16 protein-coding genes and 1 tRNA gene are annotated in these 18,104 nt (G+C 39.9%); 8 read left to right on the plus strand and 9 right to left on the minus strand.

The features are described 5' to 3' along the window. The first annotated feature begins 64 nt into the window (after window positions 1-64). The 3 genes from EO244_RS14965 to EO244_RS14975 are packed head-to-tail and all read left to right on the plus strand — an operon-like array spanning window position 65 to window position 4,377. Window positions 65-973 (plus strand): phosphate acyltransferase, encoded by a 909-nt coding sequence (locus EO244_RS14965; protein ID WP_206734579.1) that lies wholly within the window; start codon window positions 65-67, stop codon window positions 971-973. 42 nt (window positions 974-1,015) lie between these two features. Next, window positions 1,016-3,046: a molybdopterin-containing oxidoreductase family protein gene (locus tag EO244_RS14970; RefSeq protein WP_129255499.1), complete on the plus strand. Its 2,031-nt coding sequence runs from the start codon at window positions 1,016-1,018 to the stop codon at window positions 3,044-3,046. Between the two features lie 44 nt (window positions 3,047-3,090). Beyond that, the gene (locus EO244_RS14975; RefSeq protein ID WP_262707922.1) at window positions 3,091-4,377 is read left to right on the plus strand and encodes a 4Fe-4S dicluster domain-containing protein; all 1,287 of its coding nucleotides are present in this window, start codon (window positions 3,091-3,093) and stop codon (window positions 4,375-4,377) included. A gap of 135 nt (window positions 4,378-4,512) precedes the next feature. On the opposite strand, the gene EO244_RS14980 is transcribed toward EO244_RS14975, so the two are convergent. Both EO244_RS14980 and EO244_RS14985 read right to left on the minus strand, forming a co-directional pair. After that, a complete protein-coding gene (locus EO244_RS14980) occupies window positions 4,513-5,265 on the minus strand; it encodes a DUF6261 family protein (RefSeq protein WP_129255500.1) in 753 nt (250 codons plus the stop codon). 207 nt (window positions 5,266-5,472) lie between these two features. Then, on the minus strand, window positions 5,473-6,213 hold the full coding sequence (locus tag EO244_RS14985) for a DUF6261 family protein (RefSeq protein WP_129255501.1): 741 nt from the start codon (window positions 6,211-6,213) through the stop codon (window positions 5,473-5,475). A gap of 660 nt (window positions 6,214-6,873) precedes the next feature. Between EO244_RS14985 and EO244_RS14990 the strand changes: the two genes are divergently transcribed. The 4 genes from EO244_RS14990 (at window position 6,874) to EO244_RS15005 (ending at window position 11,183) form a co-directional block, all read left to right on the plus strand. Next, entirely contained in the window at window positions 6,874-7,644 is a 771-nt protein-coding gene (locus tag EO244_RS14990) for an HNH endonuclease (RefSeq protein ID WP_129255502.1), read from the plus strand. Window positions 7,645-8,045: 401 nt separating this feature from the next. Then, window positions 8,046-8,621, plus strand: coding sequence for a transposase (locus EO244_RS14995; protein WP_129255503.1), 576 nt, complete (start codon window positions 8,046-8,048; stop codon window positions 8,619-8,621). Between the two features lie 378 nt (window positions 8,622-8,999). Then, on the plus strand, window positions 9,000-9,923 hold the full coding sequence (locus EO244_RS15000) for a zinc metalloprotease (protein ID WP_129255504.1): 924 nt from the start codon (window positions 9,000-9,002) through the stop codon (window positions 9,921-9,923). Window positions 9,924-10,346: 423 nt separating this feature from the next. Beyond that, complete coding sequence (locus EO244_RS15005) at window positions 10,347-11,183, plus strand: class I SAM-dependent methyltransferase (RefSeq protein ID WP_241687992.1); 837 nt, start codon at window positions 10,347-10,349, stop codon at window positions 11,181-11,183. 146 nt (window positions 11,184-11,329) lie between these two features. Here EO244_RS15005 and EO244_RS15010 read toward each other — a convergent pair whose 3' ends face one another. The 5 genes from EO244_RS15010 to EO244_RS15030 form a co-directional block, all read right to left on the minus strand. Then, window positions 11,330-11,878, minus strand: a complete 549-nt coding sequence (locus EO244_RS15010; RefSeq protein ID WP_129255505.1) for a YceI family protein — start codon at window positions 11,876-11,878, stop codon at window positions 11,330-11,332. 1 nt (window position 11,879) lies between these two features. After that, entirely contained in the window at window positions 11,880-12,761 is an 882-nt protein-coding gene (locus EO244_RS15015) for a DUF5777 family beta-barrel protein (RefSeq protein WP_129255506.1), read from the minus strand. Window positions 12,762-12,775: 14 nt separating this feature from the next. Further along, complete coding sequence (locus EO244_RS15020) at window positions 12,776-13,144, minus strand: c-type cytochrome (RefSeq protein ID WP_129255507.1); 369 nt, start codon at window positions 13,142-13,144, stop codon at window positions 12,776-12,778. Window positions 13,145-13,493: 349 nt separating this feature from the next. Further along, the gene (locus tag EO244_RS15025; RefSeq protein ID WP_129255508.1) at window positions 13,494-14,333 is read right to left on the minus strand and encodes a hypothetical protein; all 840 of its coding nucleotides are present in this window, start codon (window positions 14,331-14,333) and stop codon (window positions 13,494-13,496) included. Between the two features lie 259 nt (window positions 14,334-14,592). Then, window positions 14,593-14,664 (minus strand) — tRNA-Arg (locus EO244_RS15030). 239 nt (window positions 14,665-14,903) lie between these two features. On the opposite strand from EO244_RS15030, the gene EO244_RS15035 reads away from it, so the two are divergent. After that, window positions 14,904-15,350, plus strand: a complete 447-nt coding sequence (locus tag EO244_RS15035; RefSeq protein ID WP_129255509.1) for a hypothetical protein — start codon at window positions 14,904-14,906, stop codon at window positions 15,348-15,350. 93 nt (window positions 15,351-15,443) lie between these two features. Here EO244_RS15035 and EO244_RS17045 read toward each other — a convergent pair whose 3' ends face one another. Beyond that, window positions 15,444-17,063 carry an MFS transporter gene (locus EO244_RS17045; RefSeq protein ID WP_206734580.1) on the minus strand — a complete coding sequence of 540 codons (1,620 nt, stop codon included), beginning with the start codon at window positions 17,061-17,063 and terminating at the stop codon, window positions 15,444-15,446. Window positions 17,064-17,149: 86 nt separating this feature from the next. Then, the gene (locus tag EO244_RS15045; RefSeq protein WP_129255510.1) at window positions 17,150-17,908 is read right to left on the minus strand and encodes a phosphatase PAP2 family protein; all 759 of its coding nucleotides are present in this window, start codon (window positions 17,906-17,908) and stop codon (window positions 17,150-17,152) included. Window positions 17,909-18,104: the final 196 nt, after the last annotated feature.

Genomic DNA, 18,104 nt, shown 5'->3' on the forward strand with positions numbered 1-18,104 from the left:
CATGCATCTGATTCAGCATTATTTATCTACTTTTACATCGTATCTATCTTAAGATTCTTGAAATATGAATGCCATCAAATCACTTAAGGAAATGGTTTCGCACCTGGAAAATCTGGCTGTGAACAAAAAAATAGCAGTGGCAGTTGCCGAAGACGACAACACCATTGGCGCGTTGATTGAAGCTTCAAAAGCAGGTTTTGCAAGTCCGATATTAATCGGGTGCAAAGAAAAAATTGTGAAACTCCTCTCTGCTGAAAATGTAGAGCCCAATGCCTTCCAAATTGTTGATCTACCCGATCAGCAGGAAGCCGTTACTGAAGCGGTTCGAATGGTTAAAGATGGCGAGGCTGATGTGCTGATGAAAGGTTTAATCGGAACGGATAAATTCCTTAAGGCAGTCTTAAACAAGGACAAAGGTCTTTTGCCTCCTAAAGCCATCATGTCTTATGTGTGTGCGCTCGATCTACCCAAATACGACAAACTCCTCTTTGTTTCGGACACAGCCGTATTGCCCTATCCCGATCTGAACCAAAAAATCGCCATGGTGAATTACAGTGTGGCAATGGCAAAACGATTTGGAATTGAAAAACCCAAAGTGGCCTTGATTAGTGCAACCGAGAAACCCAATCCGACTTTCACGTCATCCATAGATGATACAACAATTTGCAAGATGGCCGATAGAGGTCAGATTAAGGATTGTATTGTAGATGGGCCTTTGGATGTTTTTCTGGCTTGCGACAAAGAAAGTATTGCCATCAAAGGCGTGGAAACACCCATCAATGGCGAGGCCGATGCCCTTATTTTTCCATCACTTGAAGCGGCCAACACCTTTTACAAGGGGCTCATGTTGTTTGGAGGGGGTGAACTGGCAGGTTTAATTCAGGGAACCATAAAACCCGTCGTTGTGATGTCGCGAAGCGAAAGTCAAAAATCAAAATTCTATTGTATTGCTCTTTCCTGTTTAATGGCTTAATTATTTTGACTAATTTTTCAGCGAATTTAACGCCCCAATCCCATGAAACTCATCTCATCTGCCTGCCCCCGAAATTGCTACAGCACTTGTAGCCTAAAAGTCAGAGTAGAGAATAACCGAATTTGTGGTATTGAGCCACATTCCGAAAACAAAGCCACTCCCGAAGGGCCATGCATCAAAGGCCTGGCCTATGTGGAGCGCGCCAATTCGAAGGACCGAATTTTATATCCGCAGAAACGAGTTGCCGAAGGCAAATACCAACGCATTTCGTGGGATGAGGCTCTAGACTGCATTGCCGAAAACTTATCGAATTGCAAAGAACAGTTTGGCCCCCATTCGGTCCTGTATTTTGCATCAAGCGGCATGTCGGGTTTATTGAATGGAGTCAGCACCTCTTTTTGGAAACTCTTTGGCGGTGCCACCACCACCTATGGCAACCTGTGCTGGCCAGCCGGATTGGAAGCCACCCGTTTATGCCTTGGAGCCAATAAGCACAATGCCCCCTGGGATTTGGAACATGCCAAACTGATTGTTTTGTGGGGAAAAAATCCGGCGGAAACCAACATTCAGGAGATGATCCCCATCGAAAAAGCTCAGGAAAAAGGCGCCCAATTTATCGTTATCGATCCCAGAAGAACCCCGTCTGCCGAACGAGCCAATAGCTTGTTCCAGGTGAAATCGGGAACCGATGCGGCTTTGGCTTTAGGACTGGCCCGAGAAATCATTAAAAACGATTGGATCGATCACGATTTTATTGAGAAAAACGTTCTAGGATTCGAACAATTTAAAGAACGTGCAGAGGCTTACACACCTGAAAAAGTGTCACAAATCTGTCGCATATCCGAAACCAGCATTCGCCATCTGGCCAAACAAATAGGCACCATCAAACCCATGACCCTCATCCCGGGCTATGGCATGCAACGCTACGAAAATGGCGGTCAGACCACGCGCTGTTTGCTGGCTCTTTCGGTCATAACCGGAAATATTGGCAAACAAGGGGCTTGCTGGCATTACGCCAATTTGCAAAGCTATGTGTTCGACGATTTGAAAGAACCCCTGTCCTATTTCCCGGGTTGCGAACACCCCAGCTTCCGAAGAAAAGTCTCTGTCGCTAAACTGGGCGAAGACCTCTTAAAACTCGTCGATCCGGAAGTAAAAATGATTTGGGTAGAACGAGGCAATCCACTTTCTCAGAATCCGGATACCAACAGCATTCGCAAGGCGTTTCGAAAAGCCGGGTTTCGGGTTGTGGTGGATCAGTTTATGACCGATACGGCTTACGAGGCCGATATCATTCTGCCAGCCAAAAATATGTTTGAGCAATCGGATATTATCGGCTCTTACTGGAACCCCTATGTGCAATTGAAACAAAAAGTAGTGGAACCTGCGGGCGAAGTTAAACCCGAAACCGAAATCTACTATCTGCTGGCCAAACGTTTGGGTATGGATGCGGCTGAAATCAGCAAACACATTCCCGCTCCTACCGATGAAGCCATTGAAAACTATTTGGAGAATTGCCTGAAAAAGTTCCCGGAACTCAGCCTCGAAGCCTTAAAAGAAGGCCCGCAGCTGGCCAATTCTTTTGAGGAGATTCCCTTTGTCGATCATCAGTTTCCGACGCCTTCGGGTAAAATTGAGCTCTACAGCAAGCAGGCGCAGGAAATGTGGGGAATCGACCCCCTGCCCGACTATCGGCCTTTGCCTGAACAAAACGAATTTCCCTTGCAGTTGATTTCGCCCAACTCCAAAAACAGAATCCATTCCCAATTCGGGAATCTGGAAGTCATCAAACAATTCGATCCGGAAGCTTATCTGTTTGTACATCCGCTGGATGCCGAAGCCAGAGAAATAGCAAACAACGAACGGGTGAAATTATACAACCATCAGGGACAAGCCGAACTTAAAGTGCAATTCGACTTGGGCCTGCGACCAGGCAATGTGGTGCTGACCAACGGACACTGGGCCTTAAACGGAGCAAGTCCGAACCTCTTTACCAAAGGAACAGAAACAGATATGGGGCACGGCACAGCCTTTCACAATACATGGGTCGACATTGAAAAACTGCAGAAATGAAAAAAAACGCATTCATATTCAATACAAACAAATGTGTGGGCTGCATGGCCTGTGTGGTCGGTTGCAGTATCGAAAATGGCACCAGCTTACAGGTGAACTGGCGCGAAGTGAACTGCCACAACAAAATTAAACATCCCGGACTGCCGGTTTTTCATTTCTCATTGGCCTGCAACCATTGCGAAGAAGCCCCTTGCATGAAAAATTGCCCGGCTCTGGCCTATACCCGCGATAAGGAAACGGGGGCTGTTATTCATCATGCCGAAGCCTGTATTGGCTGCAAATATTGCACCTGGGCCTGCCCTTACGATGCACCCAAATTCAATCCCTCAACTCAGATTGTAGAAAAGTGTAACTTCTGTATCGATCGCATTTCGGAGGGGAAACAACCGGCCTGTGTAGAGGCTTGTCCGGTAGGAGCCTTGTCCTTCGGTCAGGAAGACGTGGATGAAAAAAATCATCTGACACCCGGTTTTGTAAACCGAGGTATTAAACCCGCCATTCAGTTGATTCCTCTGCGCGAAGCACACCGAAAACCACAGATTGAAAATACTGATGCACCGGAAATTGATCTCAAAAAAGTTGAGAGCTATCTGCCCCGCACTGAATCGAAAATTTCACTGGATAAGGAATGGACCTTGGTTTTATTCACCCTGGCAGTAGCTGGTCTGGTCAGTTGGCAAGCGGCTCATCTGTTCGGCAAGGCAGATCTGCCCCTGATTCCGTTTGCCCTTATTTCAGTACTGGCCATTGCGCTGACATCACTTCACATTGGGAAGAAGTTGCGCATGTGGCGATTCATTCTCAACCTGAAGGGCTCCTGGCTGAGTCGTGAAATTTTTTCCTTTTCGGCCTTCCTTGGGCTAAGTGGTCTGCAAATCATTACCGAAAATCGAATGATTGGTTATGCTGCCCTGGCCTTTGGACTCTTCAGTCTTATTTCGGTTGATCGGGTATATAAATTTCTGAAACGAAAAGATGAGCTTGTTTTCCACTCGGGCATGGTAAGCCTGACAGCAATCCTCTTATTTGCCTGGCTGACCGAAATCTCAATTCTGATCGAATTAACACTTCTGGCCAAAGGCTGTCTGTACATGTGGAGAAAAGGCGCATTAAAAAAACAAACCCTGGCCTGGTTCCCTGTATTATCGGTGTTTCGCATACTGTGTTTATTGCTTCCCTACATACTTTGGGATATGCACATCAGCATGCCATTGGCTGTTTATCTCCTGATTGTAATGATGGGCGAATTAATCGACCGATCAGAATTTTATTACGAATCGGATGTGATCACACCCAAGGACGAGTTACGAATGATGCATCAGGAATTATAATTTGATGCGATATTGTATGCACGCAAAATATTCGGGAAACCACCGAAAACACTGTAGAACTGAATAAAAAAATCCCACAACTGAGTCAGTTGGAGGATTTTTCTGGAGAGTTGTGCCAGAGACACAAAGTCGGGTTTAGTTGTTTATTTCTTCCATCAGTTGCGCTTTCACCTGATAAGTAAAATACGCATTCCGATCCTTTATTTTCGTATTAACAGATGTGATGTATTCCGAAATAGCCTTTAGACTAAGCCGATACACATCAGCATTGGCTCTGCTCATCACCTGAAGGTATGGTAATAGCTCCTTGTTCAGAATATGACACACCACATTTTTTTGAATTACAGCAGCAATGCTTTCCGTTTTTGTCTGCTTATCGATCTTCGATTCCCCAAGAATGGCACACAATTTATTCTTATGCATTTTTAGAAGCGCCACATAGCCCATCACCCCGTCCAAACTTGCAATTGCTTTTTGATTATGCTCCTTATCGAGCGTTTTAAGCAGCGATTCGCATAAAAAAATCTGCTCGTCGTAAGCCAAACGGTAAGGCAAAATATCATGAGCTTCGAAAACGGCCCAAATCATATCGGCATTCTTAACTTTGTCCCTATCCACAGAATAGGTATTAGCCTTAACAAACTGCTTAATCCCATTGAAAATCTGAGTGCATAGTGCATCCTGAACCATTAATTTTTGTGCGAATTCATTCGTTCTGATATTGGGTTCAGCCGCAACCAACACCTCTGTTTCAATTTTCAATCGGTCTAAAATTACCTCCAAATACACATCTTTAATCCAGCCTTTTTTTTGAAATTCCTGAATCGTAACACTTGCGATACATGCTATATCATGGGTATCAGCAAGACTTAAAACCTGTAATGTCATGAGCTTACTAATTTGTCTTATGATTAAAAACTACATTTAAGTTACAAAAAATAAACAAAACAGTATAAACCCATAGAGTAAAATTAATTGTATCCATCAGTCGAATAAACAGACCGATTTATCAACACAAAAATCCCCCGGATACAGAAAATGACCGGGGGATTTAAGCAGTTGTTGTAAGTAATACCTTATCTGTTTGTTTGCGAATTAAGAGAGTTTTTCCGCCTCCACTTGATTCTCGCTTCGGGTTTTACGGGCTTTCACCTTAATGTTGATGCTTTCGACATATTCCGATATCACTTTAAAACTCGCGGCATATATCTCAGGCTTTACTTTGCTCATCACCTCGATATAAGGGAATAGATCGACATTAAGAATTTCACGAATTAAATTCTTTTGAGTGGATGGTGCAATACTGGCGCTCTTTGCGGCCTCATCCTCTTTGCTTTTCTGAAACAAAGTTTCCAAAGCCTCGTTCTGAATTTTCAGCTGACTAAGATAAGCAACAACCCCATCCAACGACTCAATGAGTGTTTTATTCTTAGGTTTATCCAGCTCGTTCAAAAGCGAGTGGGTGACAAATATTTGCTGCTCGTAGCCCAAACGATACAGGTTAAGATCGTGCGCTTCGAAAATGGCCCAAATCTTCTGTGCCTTTTCTGCAACCGCCCGATCCAAAGAATACGTATTGGCATACACAAACTGCTTGGTTCCAATAAAGGCCTGATCGAACAAAGCATCCTGTGCAATCAATTGCTGCGTGTAATCGTTCTTACGAACAAGGCCAATGGCTGCAGTCAGCACATTGGTTTCCGACTGTAAGCGATCAAAAATTGTTTTTAAATACACATCGCTACTCCAATCGCTTTTGGCTAATTCCTTAAGGGCATTGTTGGCAATGCTCCCTATTTCATTGGTATCAGCATGAGATAAAACATGTAAATTCATAACACTATTATTTTATGATGAAACAGTATATTGAATTTACAAAATCTACAAGTAAACAATAAATTTAATTTCGAAACAACAGCGCAGGAACGAACAAGCACATAAACAAAACATTAACAACAATCAGACTTTACAGTACATGACCCAATGTGAAAAAAGACTTAATTCATACTGATTCCAGATTAGAGCATTGACAAATATCAACTCTTAAAGCCGAAAACTATTCGAAAACGAAGACTATCAGGCTACTAAGATGTGAATTTGGATAATTTTATGGGATTGGAGCATTTGCAATGCTGCAAACAGGACAATCCCGTGGGAACGGAGCCCTCGCAAGCTGCAAACAGGACAATCCCGTGGGAACGGAGCCCTCGCAAGCTGCAAACAGGACGATCCCTTGGGAACGAAGCCCTCGCAAGCTGCAAACGAGACGATCCCGTGGGAACGAAGCTCTCGCAAGCTGCAAACGGATCAATCCCGTGGGAACGGAGCTCAGAATAAAACATAAAGGGAAAATCATCTAAAATAAAAAACGAAACCCGATTTTAGGTTTAATAAAATCACGACAAACTATTGTTTAGATGCTATTTTAACAAAGAGATTAAACTTATGATATTTTCTTTATTTTTACATAAACCTTAAATCTATAAACACGAATAAATGCGAAACCCAAACTGGACAAGAGAGCAACTCATCCTTGCCTTTAACCTCTACTGTAAAATACCATTTGGGAAAATTTCCAAAACAAATCCTCAAATCATTCAATTGGCTGAATTGATAGGACGAACACCCAGCGCCGTAGGTTTAAAGCTATCAAATCTGGCAAGTTTTGATCCCGACCTACAAGCCAGAGGAATAAAAGGTATGAAAAACGCTGGGAAAGGTGACCGTTTGATTTTTGAAGAATTCCAAAACAACAGAGAAGCCCTTGTATTTGAGAGTGAGAACATATTGGCTACTATGCAAGGTCTCAGTCTTGAAAACAAATACCAAGCTGAACTCCCCGACCTAAGCACAATGGCAGGCGAAACCCGCGAGCGTTACGTCAAAACAAGGGTGAACCAAAACTTCTTTAGACAAATGATTCTCTCAAACTATCAAAACCAATGTGCGGTAACAGGTATCGACATGCCCGTCCTGCTTATTGCCAGCCACATTATACCTTGGTCGCAAAACGTTGAAGAACGCCTTAACCCCACCAATGGCATTTGCCTTTCGGCACTTTACGATAAAGCATTCGACAAGCACCTCATCTGTTTCGATGAGAACTACCGCATGATTATCTCAACAAACTTAAAAGAACACTGCACCAAAGACTATTACCAAACCAACTTTGGCAAAATGGAAGGTCAAACAATGAATTTACCAAGTAGAGGATTACCGAACTTGGATTTTTTGGAGTGGCACAGGGAGAACATTATCCTATATTAATACCAAAAGCATAGAAATTATATGATTCCGGATAAATACATCTCAAACCACAGGCTGGGAGGCATTTTTCTTGGGATTTTATATCTGATTCATAGCTTTGGAGGCACTAATTATTATCGACAAATTTACAATCCTGCCTAATCCTATTCATGGCATCATCGTATAAGCGCACCATCACTCCGTACGGTCACGCCATGGCGTGACCCAACTAGAGAAAACCAAAATAAAAGAAACCATGACCTAACCCAACTGAAAAAAACAAAATAGAAGAAGCCATAGCATAGCACTAATTTCGCAATTATATTATCCGTAAGGAGAGCGCTTTCCAACACATATAGGCACTGCAACTTTTATAATACAATTGATTTCTGTAATTTTCTATTTGTTTAATCGCAGAAAAAATGAGAACGCGCAAACACATCCGCCTCCGCAATTTTGATTACAGCTCGCAGGCTTGGTATTTTATTACCATCTGTACAAAAAACAGAAAACATACACTTGGCAAAATTGAAGATGGCAAAATGCATCTGTCAGCAATAGGTGAGCAAGCCTATTTGTATTGGAACAAGATTCCCCAACATTTTCCCCATATAGAATTAGGCGAATTTATAATCATGCCCAACCATATTCATGGCATCATCGACATCGTACACCCGCACCACAGCCAAGTACGGTCAAGCCATGATCTGCCCCATCCGGAGGAAAAAGAAAAAAAACATGGCGCATCCCAACAAAATAATATAGCTATGCAAACCAACCAATTTGGGAAAACCATTGCTGGATCGCTATCAGCAATAATAGGCCAATTTAAATCGAGCTTAACCCGATGGAGCAGAAAAAACGGACATGAAGATTTTGCCTGGCAAGGACGATTTCACGATCACATCATCCGAAACGAGGGCGCTTTCCAACGCATATCCGATTACATTAAAAACAACCCCGCTAATTGGCATAAAAATAAATTTAGCACTCAATAAACTTTAAAATAGCCAATTTATATACGCATGGCCTATCCCACTAGAAAATCACAGCAAAAATCTCTGTCAGCAGTAAATTGTGATCACAAAACAATTGATTGCAACGACCCCAAATAGATAAGCCAGTATAGCTTAAATTTCTTATGAAATCGGACTTGCAGAGGTTCTCAATCTGAAAAACGAGTTATAGCCAGCCATAAAAAACCTTTTATCGTCGATTCGACTCCTGATTCGTCATCATCTGTGCTTGGGTAAATTTCCAATAAACAACTGTCTGTCAAAATAAGCTTGACTTACTAATGAGAAGCATGTAACTTCTATTTTCTATAAAAAACAGACAAGTAAACCCTCACATTTTATCACTTAAAAACGAAACCAATGAAAACAAAGATTGCTTTATTGCTATCCGTATTCTTGTTTACGCTTATTTCCTGTGAGAACAACAATTCCGATAAGCAAACACCTATCGATGCAGAGCCCATATTCATGGATCTCTCCTCTTACTACTCGCAATGGAATCTGAAAGCCACAAATGGCGAAGGGGTACCTGCAAACCTCCGCGTTTTAAAAGCCGAATACTTTACGACAGGCGAATCCGGCAAAATAGGACGGACAGTTTTCTTTATGAATGTTGGCAATAAAAAACTAGCAGCCGACTTCGTTCCGGATATCAATTTTTCTCTTGATGGGACTACTGATATCTCCTATTATATCGATGAAAACAGGCCCTGTTCGGAGCTTTCGTTGAACGAAACCACTTCGGCTATTCAAAGAGCGATGGCAACCTGGGATAATGTAAGCTGTTCGAACTTAAATATGTTTCAACTCCCTTATACGGGAGAACAAACAGGCTTTGTTGCAGCCTTGCTCGGTTTTGGCGGAAGCTTCAATTATTTTGGTGATGTAATGCATTGTGGCTGGTTACCACGCGATTTCTTCGATATAATCGATATTGATGGTGGTTCATATATTTTGGGTGTAACCTTCACAATTATTTTTACTGACAGCGATTACGATAACAATAGAAAATCCGATGTCGCCTGGCGAGAGATTTATTACAACGATAATTTTAGTTGGAGAATTGGGGATCATTACGATGTGGAAACCATTGCTATGCACGAGTCGGGCCATGGCTTAAGTCAGGCGCATTTTGGTACAGCCTTTTTAGATTCAGGTACCGGCAAACTGCATTTCAGTCCTCGCTCGGCAATGAATGCTGCCTACTCGGGCATACAAACCAATATCGAGAAAACCGATGAGGCTGGTCATTGCAGTATATGGGCAAACTGGCCTAATCAGTAAAGGAATTATTATCTCTTGTAAGAGATATTTTTAAAGATTGACTATTTTTTTTAACAAGAAACGTCATATGAAAGTGTAAAACCTCCTGAATAGATATTTAGGAGGTTTTTTCATTACCACATGACTTGCAGCATCTACTATCAAAAACTTAAAAATATTATGCTTTAAAACAAAAAAGCTTTATTTTTAACACAACTAAAAACAATTGATGTTAATACTTAAGACAGATTTGGTGAGGTAAATAAGCTTTGGCGTTCTGACCAGGCTTATCCCCTATTAAAACTCTGACATATTCATGTCGGAGCAATTTCATATACCTGTAATTTCAATTTTTTGCCATATGGAAATCGCCCGCAATCTTTTCCCTTTTTTTGGGGACGGATTATCATGGCTGGTTTTTGTATCTAAATATTAAATCCTAATTTGAGACTTCGCAAGGCTAACATGCTTGCCCATGCCAGGTTTCAACACCAAAATTCAAACATCATGAGTGAAGAAAATAAATCCATACACGAATTCGATCTCAATTTAATTTGCGACTATTTCTCAAACCTCGAACGCCAGGGGCCCGGAAGCCCAGAGATTACGATAAAGGCATTAAGTTTTGTCGATAACCTGACCCCACAGTCACGAATAGCCGATATTGGCTGCGGCACAGGAGGCCAAACCATGGTACTGGCCCGGCATGCTCCCGGGCAAATTACCGGCATCGACCTGTTTCCCACTTTTATTGAGCTGTTCAAATCAAATGCCACAAAACACAATCTTCAGGATAGAGTAAAAGGCATAGTGGGGTCTATGGACAAGCTGCATTTCCAGAATGAGGAACTGGATCTGATTTGGTCAGAGGGCGCTATTTATAATATCGGCTTCGAGCGGGGATTGAAAGAATGGCGGCCCTTCCTAAAAACGGGAGGCTATATTGCTGTAACTGAAGCCTCGTGGTTTACCGAAGATCGGCCTGCCGAAATCGAGGCCTTTTGGAAGGATGCTTATCCAGGCATAGATACCATTCCTAACAAAGTAGCCCAAATGCAAAAAGCAGGCTATATGCCCGTGGTCAGCTTTATTCTGCCTGAAAACTGCTGGACCGAACATTTCTATGCGCCGCAACATGCTGCTCAGGATATATTTCTGAAAAAAAATGCAGGGAACAAAACGGCTGAAGATTTTATTGCCAACCAACGCCACGAAGAGCAATTGTATCAGAAGTACAAAGCCTATTACGGCTATGCCTTCTATATTGGTAAGAAGATTTAAAACCTCAATCCCATTTCGGAAGGATACAAATGATACCTATTCATGAATCGTTCCATGGGATACCAAAATAAGTCTCAACAGGCAACCTACCTGCTGAGACTTATCTTTTTAAAGTCGCTCCGGACTCATTAATACGAATTTTAGACTTACTCCAATTCATAAACAAGATTCACTTTAACAAGCACCTCTTCGGCAATATTTTTGATTAATATGCGAGGAATTTTAATTTTAAAATCCTTGGGTTTCAAAATAAATTCCGATTCAACAATCAGTTTATCATCTTCAAAAATGATCGTGGCTGGTATGGCCATCATTTTTGCTACCCCATGTATTTTAATCTCACCCTCTGCCACAATTTTTTTCATTCCTGATTTCTCCGTAACCGATTCACCGATTAGTTTCCCTGTGAAAGTTGCATTCGGATATTTATCGGATTCCAAATACCTTTCATTAAAGTGAGTCTTCATCAATGCTTTCCTAAACTCGAAACCCGGAATGGGGACTACAAAAGCAAATTCCAGAGTTGACAAGTCAATTAAAGACCTCACCTTGTTATTCACGGCATAAATATCCTCGAGGGGAGCTGAGGAATAAAATGAAATAACACCTTGGCTCACCTGATATCTCTCTTGTGCTCTAAGACCAAGCACAAAAGATACGAATACAATTAATATGATGATTGATTTGATATTCATCTTATAAATTGAATGATCGCATGATGCTAAAACCTAAATGCAGATGCCCTCTAAAAAAGCCATCGTTATTGTATTGCTGAATAAAACTCCCGGGTTGTACACGTGTCGAATTGGTAATAAATAACTGAAAAACATGGCCCCCCGTTTCGATATCAACCCCAAGGGCAAGAACATTCCTGTCAAAATCGTATAAGTCACTGCCAAATGTTGGAAAAGTGTACATGTACTCAAGGTTGATATTTGTTGATTTGGTTAAAGCGAAACTCAGTCCCAAATCTGTTGCAAAAAGCTCATGGGGGTGCTCCCCGGTAAATGGCCGACTTATATAAACAAAGCTAGGGGCAATTTGTGCAGAAAATTTATCGGAGAACTTTCTCGATAGAAGCAATTGATTTATATAGTCGAGGCGATCGTTAAAACTTCGACTCACCTCGTAATCTTTTGATTTAATATTGATGCTCCCAAAATAAGAAAGAGATACCTGTGGCTTGTCCGATAGGTCCTGCTTTAGAATTGCCTTTTTAAACGAAAACTGCAAGGTCTTGTCAAAGTCATTCGATCTGGCAAGTCCCACTTGAAATGAATTGGAAATTCCATATTCCAAAGACAAGTCAACATTATACATTTGATCCAAACCATACAATTCGTCAATTCCATCTGAAATTCGCCCAAAAAGATGAGAGATTCTAAATTGCAACTCCCTTTCCGACAATTGCACCGTAGACTGACTAAGGATTAATCGTGAACTTTTAAAAACCCTGACATGCTGATCAATAACACTCGTGTCGAGCTGTTGCAACAAACGACCGTAATCCTGAGCATTAATTGAGAGTATGCCCAAGGCATTCACGATAATTAGCATAAATACTCGTGTCCATCTCATAGTACGAAAATTTATTAAATCTTATCAACCAAATCCATAAACTCCTTAAATTTATCTATTTCAGACTGAGGCAACTTACCCGCATCTTTGGGCATTTTCCCACTATTAACCTGGTTATACATATTGTCCGCACTATTTCTGGCATTATTAAATACGCCGAAATTAAAAGCATCGTTTTTATTATGCTTTCCTTCGTGGCAGGTCACACACTTGCTATCGATAATTGGTTTCAAACTACCATTAAAATAATTTTGTGCCGCTATTAATGCCTCATTATTATTGTTATAGGGTGGCAACATTTCATCATCATCATTCGAAGATGAAGAACAACCAATAAGAAAACCTAATAAAGCAAGAATACAAACTAGTCTCAATTCTTTCATAATCCCACATTATTAAATAAACACAACTCTCAATCAATCTTGACTAAAACTACATATAAGATACAAAAAGATCCGCGATTCTTAAAATATATTTTTCATGAATAAACCCCTCTAACAATAAGGATACCAAATCATTATCATATCAAAACATTCAACATCTGATATCAGCTATTCTCAAAAGATTTTCAGAAAGCAGAAGAATACAATCAAGTATGAAAAGAAGAAAAAAATTGTAGGATTTAGCAAAAAAAAATAAAAAGCACATACAAGAGCTCCAACTACCCTTATATGTGCTTTTTGCTGACACAATTTACGTGAAAGTACCTAAATATGTGAACAATACTCCTATTTAAATATTTACTGTAATGGGATCTTCCCAATCTTCATTAACGACTATATCAAATACCGAATTTTTTGTTGTGGTTGCATCATCTTTCAAAAACTCTCCGGTAATAGTTGTTGTACAATTAGCTTTTAATGGCACATCATTTACTGTTTTCACCTTTACAAGAGTGCTGTTTTGATATAAAGATAATTTTACAGTTGCTAAATATGGTGAATCATTTACAAGTTGAGGTGCTAAGAATTGAGAACTTCCTTGCGCTCCTTCACTATAACTAAAACGATATGCACCCTCAGCACCGCGCATGCCCATCCAATAACAAAATGGCATATTTTGTAGCTCAACCTCAATATATCCTTCTTGTACATCTGTAAGATTGAGTGCTAATGCACATGATATACGAGTTAAATCAATAGCAACTGCAGAAGATTCATTATCTACAATTGTAAAATCAACTTTACCTTTAAATATACCTGTGTATGATATACTAGCAAAACCAAGATTCCAATAACAATCAATATAATCGCCCGCTGTAGAAAATGTTGCTCTATCATAGTCGTGTCCTATTAATGTCACAGTATAATCTCCTGCAGGTAATTCATCTGCTATAGTTCCAGTCGTAAATTGAATTGTTTTAACAAATGTACCATCTTGTTTAAATAATAAGTAATCATATATTGGTAATACTACACCAGATTTTGTTTCTGTTACATTACTCGATAATGTATTAGTTGTAAAACTAACTTTGTTTAACTTTACCTCTGGTTTTATTTCAGCATCTTTATCTTCTGAACATGCTGTAAACATTGTAATTATTATAACTACGATAAATAATAATTTCTTCATTTGATTTACTTTTATAATTGATGAGTATTTACAAGTAATTTTTCAAAATTATAAACAATAATTCCTCATTCCTACTGTCAAGTCTGTCAAGTTACAAACATCCTTAAATTTTTCAATAGTTGTAAAATCTCATTCCCTTATCCATATAAAATAAGCACAGCCAAAGACACCAAACCACTTTTTAAATAACAAAATCCATAGACATATTGTGACCAGATACAAAAAAATCCTCGTAAGTTATACTCACGAGGATTATCCGTAGCCCCAACAGGACTCGAACCTGTATCTAGTGTTTAGGAAACACTTGTTCTATCCCTTGAACTATGGGGCCAATGCCTGACAAAAGTATCTAAATCTGATTAATTAACAAAACAAAAACTGACGATATAAAGAGGGATTTACAAGAGATTGAGATAAACGGATTACAGTTGTTAAATGAATTGTAAAAAGAAATTTGCATTATTATTAAACATATTTTGTAAGTTTGATATAGATCATGCAAAATATGACACGCTGATTGTTTTAAATTAATTATTCTAAAAGCGAAACAAGCTCATAATATTCAATCCAATGAAACGATTTATCATTATACTCCTTGTTACTTGCAGTCTTTCGAGTCAAGCGCAAAATACCAAGATTGCCGTACTCAAACAATTCCTGTCAGACATTATAAAAATAGACGGAAACCAGCTTAATCAACAGCAGCCTATCATAAGTATCAACAATATGGCACAGGCTAAAGCTGATAAAACTATTGAGATTAATCGTGAAAATATTTCGACGGCTTTGCAGGAGGCTCAAAATTACAAATACTGCCTGATCAGCGTTGATGCTCATACCTTGGTCAGAGTGATCAGCTTTAAGGATAGCAGTCCGAGTGGAGCTTGGCATGCAGCTATGCCGCTATGTAAGGGCTATATTCAGAGATCCGGAGTCCTTCATGAACAAAAAGATTATCTGAAAAATTTAATCGGAAGACCGGATTCTCAGGTTCGGATGATGTATTTATTCAACTAATACAAGACCTGTTTTAAAGGTTTTTGCAGGTAAAAAAAACGAGCCCTGATCTTCCGATCAGGGCTCGTTTGAAGTCTATTTTTTTAATATCGATTATTTTGATGAACTATCCTTAATTAGAAAACGATCATAAAAGAATAAAGCTATAACTGCGATTAATCCAATCGAGAAAATAACATACCAAATCTGCGAAGGATGGTATTTTTCCCAAAGATGACGAGTCAATTCAACACTCGACATATTCATCTTTTGAGCAACCGTATCGAAATAAGCATTATTTGAAAGCCCCGTAGGGATTGATAAATTAAGACTCATAGCCTCAGCTCTCACAAACTCAACCTTATCAGAAATCTTTTGGTAAACATCACCCGAAATCAAACCCGCCAACACATTACCAATGAATACTGGGATAAAAGAGTATCCCATATAAATGGCCTTTTTATCAGCTGGCGCGATGCGGCCAATATATTCGGTAATTTTAGGAGAACCTGCCATTTCACCAATCGAGAAAATAAACATCGCGGCAATGGTAAACACTACATTCTGCGTTACCAGTGTAAGCGTCATTCCGATAGCACAAACTAAAAAGCCCACCATCATCGAACTCAAGGGCTTCATTCTCATCACTACAGACGAAACGATAATTTGGAAAACGATAATAAAGAGTGCATCAAAATTGGTAATAAATTCTGCCTCCATTTGTCCGTTGGCCATTCCGTAATTGTCACTAAAGAAAGGCATATACTCACTAAAAAAGGCATATACACTTGAGGTATCAACCCATTGTGCTATAAAAACCGGCAGGGTGAAAAACAACTGCAAATACATGGTCCAAAAACCTGAAACAATCACCAGAAAAGTAATGAATTTTGTGTCCTTAAAAATTCCAGTCGTATTATTAAAGACCGATTTGTTCGATTCTCCTATTGGCAAAGTATTAACAAACCTGGCCCATCGGAAAGCAATCTGTTCGCCATATGGGAAGAATAAGCGCACAATAAAGAGTGGGCGTTCGATCAACCAAATCACAAGGAAAATTCCAAATAAGGACATGAAAATCACAGTTGATGCCAATAGCGTTTGAATTAAATTCCAAAAACTATTTCCTGCAGCCTCTTCCTTCTCTTCAGGTGTTTTAGGTTCATCAAAAAACAAGAGGAGAATAAAATTAACCAGAATCATAGCTGCCGAAATATAAAAAATCAGCTGCGATCCTTTAAACAATAGGGTAACCAGTGGACCAAAAAAAGCTCCAATATTCACCATCATATAAAAGATACCAAAACCAATAGAAGAATTTTCATCCTGAGTGGTTTTAGCAACAGTTGCCGATACTATAGGTTTAAAAAGCGCTGCTCCCAAAGCCAAGTACAGATAGGCGATAAAAACCCCCGTGTAGGTATCCAATTGGGGCAAAAGGATAAACGCTGAAATATAAATAAGGAAGGATAAGAATAAAACCCGTTTGTAACCAAACTTATCGGCTATTGAACCCGTAATAACTGGTAAAAAATATAGAATCCCTGTTCCAACCCCCATAATCACACCCTTTTGCGATTGGGTAAACTCAAGGCCTCCGGCATCAGATGATCCGGTTAGGTAATTGGCAAACAGCATAAAGAAACCATACCAGGCCCAACGCTCAAACAATTCAATCGTATTCGCTACCCAAAAGGTTCTTGGGAAACTCTTCAACACTTTAGCAACACTCATATTTCTATTTTTTTCGGATTATATTCTGATCAAAAAAGTTTGGGAATATACACATAAGCTTTCAGGAAAAACATGATATTCAACACTCAGAATTTAATCACAATTCCATTGCCATTAAACAAAACCTTCTGATTCTTTCTTTTATGAAAATAAAGTCCGGCAAAGTAACCAATTCCCCCTCCTAAAATCACATCAGAAAACCAATGTCGGTTGCGATACATACGCGCCAAGCTCACTCCGGCAGGTACCACATAAAACCACTTGGAATATTCCTGAGCAAAAGGTGTGAACACAGACCATGCCACAAAAGCATGTCCCGACGGGAAAGACTTGGTCCCGTTACGATTCCCCCCAAAGGCATCGAAGTGAAGAGAACCCCGATTCATATCCGGACGCGAACGCCCCGAAATAAACTTGGTACTCTCTGTTAAAACAGCTCCACATATGAGAGCCTTTGCTGAATTCATTGCTGTTGTAGCCAATCGTTCATCATCTATGGCTGTGGCAATTGCCCAGGTAGCCAATGTGGCTGTTGCCATATATTTTTTCTCTCCAAACTCATTTGAAATATCTGTAAAACCATCGAGAAACCCATTTTGGTTATGAATCATACCATCCTTAACGATTTCGTCCAACAAGAAGGCTGAGCCTAAAAGCCCACCAAATACCAGCAGATTTTTCTTTGAAAACACCTCTTTCCCCAGACCGGGATTTAGGCTTTGCGATTTCTTTTCAGCAGAAAAAGCTGAATAATTCTCACGCTTTAATTGAGCTTGTGATTGATTCAAAATTAATATGAAAAATAGGCCAATAAGGCTCCAGGTCTTTTTTTTCAGAAGATTCATAAACGTTTTGTTTGAGACTTAACAAAAGTAAAAGAATTATTAGTCCTGAGAAACGAAAAGCCTCTTTTCGGATCACTGGTAAAAGTTGGGTCTGCTTTAAATTGATCATATCTTTGGGAGCTTCAATTTAAAACCATTAACCTCTTATGCAAAAATCCTTATTATCACTCTTTTTCCCAGAGGGTCTTTTAAATTA

The organism is Ancylomarina salipaludis, assembly GCF_004122035.1.
GTDB classification, from domain to species: Bacteria; Bacteroidota; Bacteroidia; order Bacteroidales; family Marinifilaceae; genus Ancylomarina; species Ancylomarina salipaludis.

Coding starts and splice junctions, on each gene's coding strand:
- EO244_RS14965 (WP_206734579.1), top strand. CDS start 65: ATGAATGCCATCAAATCACTTAAGGAAATGGTTTCGCACCTGGAAAAT.
- EO244_RS15045 (WP_129255510.1), bottom strand. CDS start 17,908: ATGAATCTTCTGAAAAAAAAGACCTGGAGCCTTATTGGCCTATTTTTC.
- EO244_RS15020 (WP_129255507.1), bottom strand. CDS start 13,144: ATGAAAGAATTGAGACTAGTTTGTATTCTTGCTTTATTAGGTTTTCTT.
- EO244_RS15035 (WP_129255509.1), top strand. CDS start 14,904: ATGAAACGATTTATCATTATACTCCTTGTTACTTGCAGTCTTTCGAGT.
- EO244_RS14990 (WP_129255502.1), top strand. CDS start 6,874: ATGCGAAACCCAAACTGGACAAGAGAGCAACTCATCCTTGCCTTTAAC.
- EO244_RS15010 (WP_129255505.1), bottom strand. CDS start 11,878: ATGAATATCAAATCAATCATCATATTAATTGTATTCGTATCTTTTGTG.
- EO244_RS14985 (WP_129255501.1), bottom strand. CDS start 6,213: ATGAATTTACATGTTTTATCTCATGCTGATACCAATGAAATAGGGAGC.
- EO244_RS14980 (WP_129255500.1), bottom strand. CDS start 5,265: ATGACATTACAGGTTTTAAGTCTTGCTGATACCCATGATATAGCATGT.
- EO244_RS14970 (WP_129255499.1), top strand. CDS start 1,016: ATGAAACTCATCTCATCTGCCTGCCCCCGAAATTGCTACAGCACTTGT.
- EO244_RS14975 (WP_262707922.1), top strand. CDS start 3,091: ATGGCCTGTGTGGTCGGTTGCAGTATCGAAAATGGCACCAGCTTACAG.
- EO244_RS15000 (WP_129255504.1), top strand. CDS start 9,000: ATGAAAACAAAGATTGCTTTATTGCTATCCGTATTCTTGTTTACGCTT.
- EO244_RS17045 (WP_206734580.1), bottom strand. CDS start 17,063: ATGAGTGTTGCTAAAGTGTTGAAGAGTTTCCCAAGAACCTTTTGGGTA.
- EO244_RS15025 (WP_129255508.1), bottom strand. CDS start 14,333: ATGAAGAAATTATTATTTATCGTAGTTATAATAATTACAATGTTTACA.
- EO244_RS15015 (WP_129255506.1), bottom strand. CDS start 12,761: ATGAGATGGACACGAGTATTTATGCTAATTATCGTGAATGCCTTGGGC.
- EO244_RS14995 (WP_129255503.1), top strand. CDS start 8,046: ATGAGAACGCGCAAACACATCCGCCTCCGCAATTTTGATTACAGCTCG.